We start from the raw sequence: 12484 nt of genomic DNA on the forward strand, positions 1-12484 counted from the left end.
ACTTCCCGGTTTTTTTATGCTTTCGAGTCTTTTATACAAGTATCCCCTTGAGGTCTAGGACACCCTAGCTCCTCAATTTTTTGTAGGCAAACAAGCCCAAAAAACAGTGGCCCAGTAGGCCCCCTCAGCCAAAAAGACCATCCAGAGGATGTCTCCTAGATGGGGCTTGTTCATCTTGTATTGCAAAAATACAGGACAAGCAGGGCCAAAAGACCTTTGATGTTGAGGATAAAAGCCCTTTTTAAACTTGTCTTCATACATATCTCCTTTAACTCAATATAGCCCTTCCGCCTTCCACAAATAGTCTGGACCCAAGATAGTCCTCTTTTATGCCTTAAAAGGTATCTTTTTTCTTGCGGAAGGCAATAAATTCATCTAAATCCTTGGCCAAGAAGAAGGGGTTAATCCTTCTCTCTTCCCCTATAGTGGTGGGGAGGGTATTTTTCCCTTCTTGTCTTTGGTCCCGGACCTCTTCTAGGGCCTGGTCGATTTCTAAACTCCCAGGAAAGAGGCTCTTGGCAAAGCGTAAATTTTCCAAGGAATACTCGTGGGCTGGATAGACCAAGGTGTCGTCGGGCAGGTCCTTAAAGACCTCCAGGGTGTCGTATTGGGCCCGGTAGTCTCCGGTAAAGACCCGGCCGCAACCAGCCTTAAAAAGAGCATCTCCTGGAAATAAATGTCCCTGCCAGAGGTAGGATACTCCAGCCTCTGTGTGACCAGGACTGGCCAAGACGGCTATCTCTTGGTTAAAGACCTTTACTAGGTCCCCATCCTTGACGCAAGTGTCATTGAGGTCTCTTGTTTCCCAGGGCCCATAGACCCTAAGATCCGGCAGGGCTTCTTTTAACTCTTCCAGGCCCCCGGTGTGGTCTAAGTGGTGGTGGGTCAAAAGAACCACACTTTCCTTGACTTCCTTGTCTTTTAAAAAATCCAGAACCGGCAAGGCTTGGCCCGGATCAATGAAAATACGGCCCTGGTCCAAGTCAATGGACCAAATATAATTGTCTTCCATGGCCGGAATGGCATAAATCTTCATGGTCTTTCCTCCTTTACCCCTTATATACCCCATTTACAGATTTTTATGAAGGTGGTCATGGTGGTTTCCACTTAAATAGTGTTTGTGGCTATGGCTGTGGACCAGGGTTTTTTTGACAATATGGCCATGGTTATAGCTATAAATGACATGGCTATGTTGGTGGCTATGGGCCCTTTTCATGGTATCTGCCACCACCAGAATCGAGGCCAGAACCATAATGGCCAGGGCTATTAAGAATTGTCCACTGAGGCCTTCTTTTAAAAAGATTATCGACAGGAGGACTGCCACAAAGGGCGCGACTGAATACCAGGCCGAAGTCTTGGCAGCTCCAATAACGTCTTGGGCTCGGATATAGAAGAAGATGCTCAAGCCATAGGCCAGAAAACCCAAGACCATAATTTTACACAAGTCTCCCAGGCCAGGAAGGGTCTCTCCAGCCACCAGGGCAATGATGATGGACCCCAGGCCGGAACAAATCCCCTTAATCATGACAATTTCAAAGGTATTTTTATGGGCAATCTTCCGAGTGCAGTTATTTTCAAAGCCCCAGGACAGGCCCGCCAAGAGGACCAGGATAGACCCCTTGGAAAATTCCAGGCTTTGGGCTCCTTCAAAGGACAAAATCCCACTGGCCAGGGTCATGAGAAAGATGGCCAGGGCCAAGAGACCGGAAATCTTTTCGCCAAAGACCATCCAGGCAATCAAGCTGGTGGCTACAATTTCAAAATTATTCAATAGGGAGGCATTGGCTGACTTTGTCCAAACCAGACCCATCATCAATAAAATAGGGGCCAGGATGTCCAAAACTACCATCCCCAAGGTGTAGGGTAAGTCCTCTCGGTCTAGCAAGTCCTCCTTATCTTTGTCGTAAAATAGGTAGATGAGCCCGATGCCAAGGCCGGCTCCCAGGTATAAAAACCCCGCCATGGTCATGGGGCCTATGGCCTGTAAAAAAACCTTGGACAGGGGGATATTTAAGGCATAGAGACAGGCAGCCAAAAGGGCTTGGCCTGTAGCTTTTATCTTCTTATTCATAAACCGTTTCCCTTCTATTCTTCTCTATATAGTATAATATAAAATAAGAAATTATCCTAGAAAGGAAATAACCATGTACCAGTTTATTTACCAATCCCCCCTGGGCCCCATGGTCCTTTTGGGCCAGGATGGAGCCCTCTCTTCTATTTACTTTTTAGATGGCCAAACGCCCCCCTCCTATCCAGAAAAAGAAAGTCCCGACCTCCAAGCCGGTGCCCTCTGGCTTAGGGCCTATTTCCAGGGAGACCCCCTGGACTTGGATGGCCTCCCCTTGGCCCCCCAAGGGACCCCCTTCCAAAGGGATGTTTGGACTCTTTTAAGGGAGATCCCCTATGGCCAGGTTACCAGCTATGGCGTCCTGGCCCGGGTCCTGGCCAAGAAATATGGACGGGAAAAAATGTCTGCCCGGGCTGTAGGAGCTGCCTTGGCCAAAAATCCCCTGGCTATTGTCCTGCCCTGCCACCGGGTCTTGGATGGAAAAAACTTCCTCCGGGGCTATGCCTGGGGACTGGAAAGAAAAAAAGCTCTTTTGAAAGGCGAGGGCCTAAAGATTATCCAAAACAAGGTCATCCAGCCTTCTTTTGCCCTCTTTAAAGGTCTCTAAATTGATATAGAAAAACAGAAAGACCTTGCTTCTGTTTTTCTTCTTTTGTCAAATAAAATCCTTAAAAATTTAAGGTCAAAAGCATTATTTTCTCCCAGGGTCTTGGACAACGGGGCATTATTGTGTAAGATGGTAGTAGAAAAAAAGAAAGAGGAAAAGGCTATGGAAAGAAGGCGGCAAAAAATCAGTAAAAAAAAGAGACAGCAAAAGATGCGAAGAAGGCGTCTTTTGTTTTTCTGTCTTTTTTTCTTTGCTTGTTATTTGATTCATGGCCTTTGGGTTGCCAAATACCGCTTGGTTGACCTGGATATGGATGACCTGGTGGCTGTAGACCTCTACCTCATGCCAGACCAACAGCTGGTCCATGTGGACAATAAAAAGGACCTGGTCTGGATTGGAAAAAAGGTCAGAAAATTTTCCGGCCATCCAAAAGACCTCCAGGGGCAAGCTGGAGGCCAGGTTCGTTTTATCCACTTGTATCTAAACCAAAAAGACCCCATCGAGCTTTCCCAAACTGGCAACCAAATTGCCATAAATGGCAAGTGGTATTCTGTCAAAAAAATGGATCTTTACCGGATGGACCAGATTTTTTCTGCCTATTTTAAATAATTAAAGGTCTGGTGTCCCCATGGCCTTAAGGTCTTCTCCATCTAGGCGAAAGATAACCCATTCTGTGTGGTCATCGGCTCCTAGGCTCTTATAGAGTTCATAGGAGGGGGTGTTGGTCTTGAGGCAGGTCCACTCAAAGCGGCGGCAATCTTTTTCCAAGGCATGTTTGGCCATAAAGGACAGACACTTTCTTCCATATCCCCGACCCCGGTATTGGGGGTCAATGTAGAGGTCTTCTAAGTAAAGGCCCGGTCGACCTTCAAAGGTAGAAAAGTTGTAGAAAAAGATAAAGTAGCCAATGGCCTTGCCCTTGTAAAGGGGTAGGTACATGTGGGCCGTTTTTTCCTCAAAGAGGGATTTTTCCAAAATTTCCTCTGTGGCCTTGACGTCCTTTAAGAGGTCCTCGTATTGGGCCAGGTCCTTGATGAGGGAGAGGATAGTAGGAATGTCCCCTCTTTCTGCCTTGCGAATGCTAAAGTCTTCTAACGATGTTTGTATGATATCCATAGCTACCTCCTGATTTTGATGAATCATCTTGTTTGGTCTATATACCCTAAAAAGAAGTCCCCTAACAGGACTTCTTTTTTAAACTCTTTTCTTGGTCCAAGACCCTTTTTTATAGGCAAAGAAAAGGATCAGGAAGATGGTCAGGTCTGCCGGCATATAAGATGCGAAAAGATAAGAGATGGGTAGGTGGAAAATCCGAACAATCCCATAGAGGAGGGGAAGCTGGATGCACCAGTCAGCCAAAAGTCCCGAATAGAGCAAGGGTCTGTTGTAGCCACTTCCCATAAAGGCCACCCCACAGCCAAAACCATAGCCCAAAAAGGGCAAGCAGAAGGAAGAAAAAATCAACATCTGGGACCCGATGGCCTTGACATTGGCATCCTGGATAAAGAGGCCCATAATTCCTTGGTGGAAGACCAGGACAGTCACAAGAAAACCCCCCATAATTCCTGCATTCATCCTAGAAGCTATCTTAGAGACCCTTTGGGCTGTGGGGACGTCCTCTTGGCCCAAATAGTGGCCTACCAGGGTGGACCCACCCATCATCAGGCCATTTAGGGGCAAAAAGGCCGTGCTATAGATTTTCCCGGCAATACCAAAAGCTGAAATGGCATCTACCCCATAGTCAGCCACAAAATGCACTGCCAGGGCATTAAAAATAAAGCGGAGCATCTGCTGAAGTCCATTGGGAACCCCAATTTTCAAGAGCTTTTTGTCAATAGAGGGAATCAATCGAAAGAGTCCCTTCCAGCGAATATAGATTCCCTTGTGGCCCTTCAACAAGAGGAAAAATCCCACTAAAAAGCTCAGGCAAATGGAAATTACCGTGGCCAGGGCCGCCCCATAAACTCCTAAACCGAAGCCCTTGAGGCCCAGAAAGGGGATGGTGTCAAACATCAAAATCGGGTCCAAGATAAGGTTAACCAGAGTGGACAGTCCCATGATATACATGGGGGTCTTGGCATCTCCTTGGCAACGAAAAATGGTATTGACTGAAAAAGAAGCAAAAAAGACCGGCAAAAAATAAATCCGTAAATAGCCATAGTCCTTTGCAGCCTGGATTACCTCGGGATCTTTTGTATAAAGGGATAAAAGAGGTTGAAGGAATACCAGCAAGAGGACCATAGTCAGCAAGGACATAAGTATTTTAAAACTAATGGTTTGCTCTGCTATTTCCAAAGTTCTTTTCCGGTCTCCACGGCCATAACTTTGGCTAATCATAGACACAGAACTGGACCCGATGATTTCATTTAAAACGTCAAAAATCCAAAAAATTGTCGTGAATATGGTCACTCCAGCCACAGCCTTGCTGGAAATCCTCCCCACCCAAACCATGTCTACCATGTCGTAGATAGCCTGGAGGGCAAAAGACAGCATGGTTGGATAGGAAAGAGACCATAGTTTTTTTCCCAAGGATTGCTCCATTTAAACCTCCTTCAAAGACGGGTCCCTACTACTTAGGACCCTTCTTGCCTTTTTATAACTTTTCTAAAAATACTTCATGGCCTGCTGACAGGCCCTCTATCTCTCCAAAGGCTAGGCCTTGGGAAAGCCTTCTTGTCCTGGATCAAAGGTCCCCAGGACTTTTAATTTCCGATCTTGGACCATGGTTTTTCCCTTGGCAAAAACACTGTGAATTTCAAGAGTTTTTTCATCCAAGAGGTTGAAGTCTGCATCATAGCCTGGAAGGATTTCCCCCTTGCCCTTGAGTTTTAAAATCTTGGCCGGGTTGATTGTCAGGCCCCTCAAGGCGATTTCCAAGGGGATATCCTCTTTAAAGACACATTCTTGGATGGCTTCTAAGAGACAAGAGGATTTTCCCATGCCCAGGCCAATATAGTTGTTGTTTTCATCAAACATGGGGAAAGATCCTTGGCCATCTGAGGTAAAGGTAAAGAGGTCATAGGAAATTTCTTCGTCTATAATCCTCTTTAAGGCCTTGGAAATCCGTACTTCTCCGTACTCTCTTTCCCAAAGGTCAGGGTCGTCAGCTCCGGTAAAGTCGCAGTAGCCGCCCTTTTTCATATATTTAATCCCCTCTTCAAAAAGATCAGGATTGCGACCCATATGGGTGGGCAGGAATTGGTAAATGGGGAGTTCTGTTTCTTCTACAGCCCGGTTGAGATAGTCCAGGTTGGTCTTTCCATCTCCCATGTGGATATTTATGATTCCAGCCTTACCAGATAACATGCCCGCCACCCGGACATTGGCTGCCAGACGGACAAATTCTTCAAAGGTGGGTTGGCTGGACCGGTGGTCGGATAGGGCAATTTCCCCTACACCAATGACCTTGTCAATGGCCATGATATCCTTCATGACATCCCCTGTTAGGCTGGGGGTGGGAATTTGATAGGCCCCTGTATAGATATAGGAAGAAACCCCTTCTTCCTCCAGGCCCCTAGCCTTGGCCAAAAGGGCGTTGATGTCCCGGCAAATTCCATCGGTTCCCAGGGTTCCCACAACACTGGTAACCCCAGCAGAAGTCAAGGTAGATAGGGTAATTTCTGGAGTCCGGGTGGAGAAGCCTCCCTCTCCGCCCCCTCCTAGGATGTGGACATGGCAGTCAATAAAGCCCGGTGTTAAGATTTTTCCACTCCCGTCGATTTCTTCCAGGTCTACCAGACCTCCCAGGTCAATTTTAATTTCATCCTCAATGGCTGCAATTTTATCTCCCAAAACCAAGACATCCTTGATTCCCAAGTCTTGAGGACTATAAACATGAACATTTCGAATGATTTTAACCATAATAACCTCCTATTGGAAATTCATAGCGACGGCAATAATCAAGATAATACAACCAATAAGGAAGAAAAATCCTTGCATCTTGATTTGGAACTTGGCCCACTTGGACCAATCAATACCAGCAACTCCTAAAACTCCAATTAAGCTGGCAGAAACCGGTGTAAAGGCATCCATAAATCCTGCTCCCATTTGATAGGCCAAAACGGCAATTTGCCTGGAAACTCCTACCAGGTCGGCCAGGGGTGCCATAATGGGCATGGTCAAGGCGGCTTGGCCTGAGTTGGATGTAACGACTAGGTTGAAGCAGGATTGGAAGGCATACATACCAATGGCAGCTGCTGTTTTTGGAACTCCCCGAAGGGCATTTCCAATGGAGTAGAGGATAGTATTTAAGGCTGAAAAACTATTGGCATCACTGCCTCCCAAGACGATTAAAATCCCCTTGGCCATCCCTACAACGACAGCTGTTCCTGCCAAGTCGGCAGCTCCAGATTGGAACTTAGAAGCAATGTCATTAATCCCTAAGTTGTTGAGCTTAAAGATGACAGCAGTCAAACCGGCTACAAGACCCATCACAAAGAATTGGGATGCAATTTCAGGAATGTAGTAGCCCTTTTTCATTACTCCCCAAACAATCCAAATGAGGACCAGGAGCATTTCTAGTAAAATTAACTTGTGGCCTACTTGGAAGTCCCGGGCAGAATCGTCCTCTTGCAATTGGGTCCTAAACTTATTGTCTGAACTATACATGACAGATTTTTCTGGGTTCTTCCGGATTCTTTCGGCATAGACCATGGTATAGGCTGCACCAAGACCCGTTACCACAAGCCAACAAACCAGGCGGAATCCAGCTCCAGATAAGACAGGAATTCCAGCAATCCCTTGGGCAATGGCCACACTAAAGGGGCTCATCCAAGAAACAGCATTTCCCAATTGGGAGGCCACAAAGGTAACCGTTACAGCCACAATGGAGTCATAGCCCAAGGCGATAACAAAGGGCACCATGACCATGGAAAAAGGAATGACCTCTTCCGACATGCCAAAGGTGGCTCCTCCCAGAGAGAATAGGTAGAATAAAATCGGTAGAGCAAAGCGTTCCAAGCCCTTGGTCTTGTCAATTACGGCATAGATTCCTGCATCGATGGCTCCAGTAGCCATGATGATTCCAAAGGATCCACCAACGACCAACAAGAGGGCTACAATCCCTACAGCAGACCCATACTTGTCCCCGGATACCAGCCCTTCAAAGAGGTAGTTTAGAAAACCAAAGCCATTAAAATCTTCCGTTCCCCAAACACCAGCTGTTTTATTGAGCTTCACCGTTTGATCATAAATTTGGTCCCCATAGAGACCATAGAGAACGTCATCACTTAAGCCCAGCTCGTCCAAGCTTTCTTGGGTCCAGTCCTTGGCATCTGTCTTCAAAAATGCTCCCAGGGCTTCTTGATCCAAGTCCAGTTCTTCCAACTTGGCTTGGTCTTGGGCCAAGGCCGGTAGTTGACTGGCCAAAAAGTCTGTATTTAAGGGGTGCATATAGCGGAAAGTTTCGGCTTGTAAGACCGTCCGGCTAGCTGTTTCCCCATTGGCATCCGTATATTCCACTTCGTGGGTTGAAAACTTCCCAGCAGGGATTAAAAAAGTCAGTCCCCAGCAAAGTAAAACCACCACAAAGATAATGGCATAGGTATGGGGGGTCTTGAATTTAGTCAAGTCTTTCTTTGTCATTTTTCTCCTCCTTGGTCATTGACCTTTTTCTTTATATCTATATCAACCCCTTTTAAGAGGGGGAATTCCTAGAATTTCTTTCTTCCTGCTTTTTGAAGTTTTGATAGAGGTCTTGAATTTTTTCCCGGTCCCTCTTATTGGTCAAGGAGTCATAAAAGACCTGGTAGCAATCATGGTAATAGCTGGCGATGCTGGCCTTGACCTCATCATTTGCATTGAGGTACATATGGAGGATTCCCTCTAAAATGGCCTTGGCAATGGAGGGGTCCTCCTTGCCATAGTGGATTAATTGATAAAAGGTTAAATAGAGTTCTTCTTCTACAGAATAGGCTACATAGACCACATTAGAGTCATCTTGATTTTTTAATAGGATAAAATTATTTTTGGTAGAAAATAGCTGGCCCAGGAGGTTACAAATCTTACCAATACAGTTGATGGCCGTATTGGGGTCGTTGATTCCAGGGCTAATGGCTCGCAGGGCAATTTCCACCAAATTGGTCATTTCGTGGTGGTAGTCTGCCTGGTCATTTTTAGCCGGATTGAGCAAAAAGGTCTTGGCAATGGCATCTAACCAATCTTCTTGGTCCTGGCCTTGGGGGAGGCCTGTTCCTCTTTTACTGTGAATTTCAGCAATTTCCATGTCTTTTAGGACATATTCCCCTATCTTGACCTTGGTTACTAGTTCACAAGGATACTTGGTCAGGATCTTTAAGAGCTCATCTTCATTTAAATCGTAAAAATAGCCAGTTTCCAAGGAATAGATGGGAAAACCCGATTGGATTTCATCCTCCAAATAACGGGTGGATTTCTTCCGCAGGTCGGATTCCTCTTGGATTAGCTTTTCCGCTTCCTCGTAGACATCCTGGATGACGTTGACTTCCTTGATGGAATAGAGTACTTTATGGACGAACTTCATAAAGTAAACCATACTTAAGATGGCATAGATAATCCCCAAACTTCCGGCTAAAAGTTTTTGGTCCTCTGCCACATCTTGGATGATTAAAAGGGATAAGACTGTATAAAAAAAGCCTCCAACAAAAACTCCAATCAAACTCAAAACATGGGGCTTATCGATGAATTTTTGTACAACCCGTGGAGTGAAATTAGATGCATAGGTGGTTAAAACCGTTAGGATGGTTGTTAGGGTAAAGGTGGTAACAGTTAGGAAGACTCCAGACAGATTGGATAAAAAGCCCTTGGACACATCCTTGGTCAGGAGAAAAAATTTCGGAATTGCCTTATTTAAGTCCGGATACTGGATATCTACAATCCAGACAACCACTAGCAAGACAAAGGATAAAAAGGTAAATTTTGTTGTATTGATTCCATTTCTATGGTTGTTGTACCAAAGGGTAATTTTTGCCTTCATTTACTTGCCTCCTAAGATCTTTACATAAAAGGACCTGGTTCTGGGTCCATCAAATTCTAGAAAATAAATTCCCTGCCAAGTCCCCAAAAGGAGCCTACCGTCCTGGATGATGAAGCCTTGACTGGCTCCAAAGAGACTGGACAAGAGATGGGCCCTGGAATTTCCCTCCAGGTGGCTAAAGTTTGGATTGTCTGGAAGGTTTTCTTGCAGGGCTAAAAAAATATCCTCTTGAACGGCTGGGTCTGTGTTTTCATTGACACTAATGGCCCCAGTGGTGTGGGGGCAATAGACCAGGCAAATCCCCTCTTGGACCCCAGATTCTTCCAAGCAATCTTCTACCAGTCCAGTAATATCTATCATTTCTTCTCTCTTTGTTTTCAGCTGGTAGCTTTTTAACATGTCCCATCTCCCTTCCAATAAACTTATTTTAAGATTTTTATCTTCTTTTATTATATCCTTTTTCCAGATAAAATGGTAAAAAAATAAGCACATCTTCCGATGTACTTAAGGCAAATAACCCAAATGTTCCAATAAAACCTTGCTTCCTATTAAAATCAAGAGAATTCCCCCCAAGACCTGGGCCCATTTCTCCCATTTTTGCCCGAAATAATGGCCCAGATAAAAGCCCACAAAAGACAAAAGAAAGGTACATAGCCCAATAAAGGAGGCTGATTGGTAGATATTGACCTTTAAAACTGCAAGGCTCACCCCGATAATTAAGGCATCAATGCTGGTGGCAATGGCCAAGGGTAACATCTCCTTAAAGGAAAAACCCCCAGGCAGGTCTTTTTGGCTATCCGCCTCCCGAATCATGTTAAGGCCTAAAATAGCCAGGAGAATAAAGGCAATCCAATGGTCCCAGGCTTGGATGGTCCGGTAAAAACGAGCGCCGAAAAAATAACCGATAAGGGGCATAAAGGCTTGGAAAAAGCCAAAGTAAAGGCCCACAATAAGCCCTTGCTTGACCTGGGCTTTCTTCACTGTCAAACCCTTGCACAGGGCCACAGAAAATGCATCCATAGATAGGCCCACTGCTGTTACCAATAATGTAATAAAATCCATTCCTTCCCCCACTCTCTAGACAAAATCTTGTTCTATTATATAAGTTGCCAGAAGATAATTCAAGCCTCCTAGCCCTTTAGAGGCCGGTTTAAGGACTTCTCCACTTCCTTCCATTGTGGAAAAAACTGGTCCAGGTAGGCGTAAAAGGCCTGGTTGTGGTGGTCTTCCATGAAGTGGACCAACTCATGAACCAAGACATAATCCAGGGCCTGGTAGGGTCTTTGGGCCAGGTAGAGACTGAGCCAAATCCTCTGGTCTCGTGGATTACAGGTCCCCCAACGACTGGTCATCTTTTTCACCCTCCAGTCCTTGGGATAAAGGCCCAGGATTTTTGACCAATAGGCCAGTCGGTCCGGAACCTGGGCCTTGACCTGGCTCCGGTAAAATTCCAAAAGCAAGGCCTCTCTCCCCTCCCGGTCCAGGTCTTCTTTCAGACTCATGAGCAGTTCACCTTCCCTTAGATCCACCTGGTTTCTTTTCTGGCCCAAGACTATCCTTAAGGGATAGGTCCTTCCCCATAAAAAATGCCTCTCACCCCCTATATAGGCCGGGTCCTCCAGGACCTGGCCTGGAGAAATCCTCTGAAAGAGCCAGTCCTTCTTATCCTCTAAAAAAGCCAAGGCCCCCTGTTTTCCTAGCCTTTGGTCCAAGGATAGGGAAATTTTTCCTTGACTGGGATGAATCCGTAAGTAAATATTCTTTTGTCCCTTGCCATAGGTCAGGTCAATGGGGTAGCCGTAGAAATTTATTTTTTCCTTCATGTCCTCTCCTTTATTTCCTCCTTCTATTATAAGAGAAATATAAGAAAAAAATAAACTCTAAAAGATTCTTTCTTGACCTTGCACTTTTTTTAAAAAACTATCATAATGAAGAGTGACTGGAGGTTATATAAATATGATTGATATTATCATTATAGGCGCCGGCCCTGCAGGAGTTAGTGCAGCCTTATATGTAAAAGCAAGAGGCAAGAATGTCTTGCTTCTTGAAAAAGATAAAATTGGTGGTTTAATTGCAAATGTTTCTAAAGTAAGCCACTACCTTTCTTTGGAAAAGGACGAAACCGGACCCAGTTTTGCAAAAAAATTAGCTGATCAAGTGGCCCAGGCCCAAATCCCTGTCCACTACGAAGAAGTTCTCTCTCTAAAAAAAGATGACCAAGGCTTTCTTGTCCAAACAAATAAAGACAGCTACCGGGCTAAAAAGGTTATTTGCGCCTCGGGGTCCAGCTTAAAAGACCTGCCCCTAAAGCAAGAGGAAGAAATTCCCTGTCACCACTGGCCTCTAGGTCAGGAAGACCAGATCAAAGGAAAAATAGTCCTTATGAACGGTGGATCTGACGGAGCTTGTAAAGAAGCTCTTTACCTGGCCAAGTATGCCAAGGAAGTCCACATCATCCAAGTCCAAGAAGACCTGCTTTGCATCCACGAATTTAGGGAACAAATTAAAAATTCCCCCAATATTTTCGTTCATACATCTGCCCAGTTGGAGTCTGTCAAGGTTAAAGACGGCCTTTGCCTGGAAGCAAGCTTTGCAGGCCAAGGCGTCCAAGACCCCCAAGGCTTAGAAATTTATGTCCAAATTGGGCAAAATGGAAATACCTGCTACTTAAAAGACCTAGCTCACCTTGAAGGATCCTTTGTCAAAGAAGATTTAGCCTCTTCCTTAGAAGGCCTTTACTTTGCCGGCGACCTAAGGGTCAAGGCTGTTAAACAAGTGGCCACCGCTGTTAGTGACGGTTGCCTGACCGGCATCCAAGCCTGTAAATAAATCTGTAAAACGTTTAAAAGCTCCCCTT

General features: G+C 45.3%; 14 protein-coding genes. 3 read left to right on the forward strand and 11 right to left on the reverse strand.

The genetic code is table 11. From position 1 onward, the window contains the following. Positions 1–72: 72 nt before the first annotated feature. From CS898_RS01245 to CS898_RS01255, 3 genes are all read right to left on the reverse strand, one after another. Positions 73–261: a hypothetical protein gene (locus tag CS898_RS01245; RefSeq protein ID WP_234975994.1), complete on the reverse strand. Its 189-nt coding sequence runs from the start codon at positions 259–261 to the stop codon at positions 73–75. A 73-nt stretch (positions 262–334) separates the two neighbouring features. Continuing rightward, entirely contained in the window at positions 335–1036 is a 702-nt protein-coding gene (gene gloB, locus CS898_RS01250; protein WP_099207824.1) for a hydroxyacylglutathione hydrolase, read from the reverse strand. 33 nt (positions 1037–1069) lie between these two features. Further along, positions 1070–2071, reverse strand: a complete 1002-nt coding sequence (locus CS898_RS01255) for a DMT family transporter (protein WP_099207825.1) — start codon at positions 2069–2071, stop codon at positions 1070–1072. A gap of 73 nt (positions 2072–2144) precedes the next feature. Here CS898_RS01255 and CS898_RS01260 point away from each other — a divergent pair, with 73 nt between their 5' ends. Both CS898_RS01260 and CS898_RS01265 read left to right on the forward strand, forming a co-directional pair. Beyond that, on the forward strand, positions 2145–2675 hold the full coding sequence (locus CS898_RS01260; RefSeq protein ID WP_099207826.1) for a methylated-DNA--[protein]-cysteine S-methyltransferase: 531 nt from the start codon (positions 2145–2147) through the stop codon (positions 2673–2675). A 129-nt stretch (positions 2676–2804) separates the two neighbouring features. Continuing rightward, a complete protein-coding gene (locus CS898_RS01265; RefSeq protein ID WP_143614547.1) occupies positions 2805–3284 on the forward strand; it encodes a hypothetical protein in 480 nt (159 codons plus the stop codon). Here the strand turns inward: CS898_RS01265 and CS898_RS01270 are convergent, their stop codons facing one another. The 8 genes from CS898_RS01270 to CS898_RS01305 form a co-directional block, all read right to left on the reverse strand. After that, positions 3285–3791, reverse strand: a complete 507-nt coding sequence (locus CS898_RS01270; protein ID WP_099207828.1) for a GNAT family N-acetyltransferase — start codon at positions 3789–3791, stop codon at positions 3285–3287. It lies immediately after the preceding gene. A 78-nt stretch (positions 3792–3869) separates the two neighbouring features. Beyond that, positions 3870–5216 carry an MATE family efflux transporter gene (locus CS898_RS01275; protein ID WP_099207829.1) on the reverse strand — a complete coding sequence of 449 codons (1347 nt, stop codon included), beginning with the start codon at positions 5214–5216 and terminating at the stop codon, positions 3870–3872. 111 nt (positions 5217–5327) lie between these two features. Next, entirely contained in the window at positions 5328–6536 is a 1209-nt protein-coding gene (gene iadA / locus CS898_RS01280) for a beta-aspartyl-peptidase (RefSeq protein ID WP_099207830.1), read from the reverse strand. A gap of 9 nt (positions 6537–6545) precedes the next feature. After that, on the reverse strand, positions 6546–8258 hold the full coding sequence (gene yfcC, locus CS898_RS01285; protein ID WP_099207831.1) for a putative basic amino acid antiporter YfcC: 1713 nt from the start codon (positions 8256–8258) through the stop codon (positions 6546–6548). A gap of 52 nt (positions 8259–8310) precedes the next feature. Then, positions 8311–9627: a DUF2254 domain-containing protein gene (locus tag CS898_RS01290; protein WP_099207832.1), complete on the reverse strand. Its 1317-nt coding sequence runs from the start codon at positions 9625–9627 to the stop codon at positions 8311–8313. After that, positions 9628–10026, reverse strand: coding sequence for a secondary thiamine-phosphate synthase enzyme YjbQ (locus tag CS898_RS01295; protein ID WP_099207833.1), 399 nt, complete (start codon positions 10024–10026; stop codon positions 9628–9630). 105 nt (positions 10027–10131) lie between these two features. Then, positions 10132–10689, reverse strand: coding sequence for a manganese efflux pump MntP (locus tag CS898_RS01300; RefSeq protein WP_099207834.1), 558 nt, complete (start codon positions 10687–10689; stop codon positions 10132–10134). 68 nt (positions 10690–10757) lie between these two features. Beyond that, positions 10758–11450, reverse strand: a complete 693-nt coding sequence (locus CS898_RS01305; RefSeq protein WP_099207835.1) for a M48 family metallopeptidase — start codon at positions 11448–11450, stop codon at positions 10758–10760. A 133-nt stretch (positions 11451–11583) separates the two neighbouring features. Between CS898_RS01305 and CS898_RS01310 the strand changes: the two genes are divergently transcribed. Further along, positions 11584–12456 (forward strand): NAD(P)/FAD-dependent oxidoreductase, encoded by an 873-nt coding sequence (locus CS898_RS01310; RefSeq protein WP_099207836.1) that lies wholly within the window; start codon positions 11584–11586, stop codon positions 12454–12456. Positions 12457–12484 lie beyond the last annotated feature (28 nt).

The sequence above is a fragment of the Urinicoccus timonensis genome (genome assembly GCF_900232945.1).
In the GTDB taxonomy this organism is placed as follows: domain Bacteria; phylum Bacillota; class Clostridia; order Tissierellales; family Peptoniphilaceae; genus Urinicoccus; species Urinicoccus timonensis.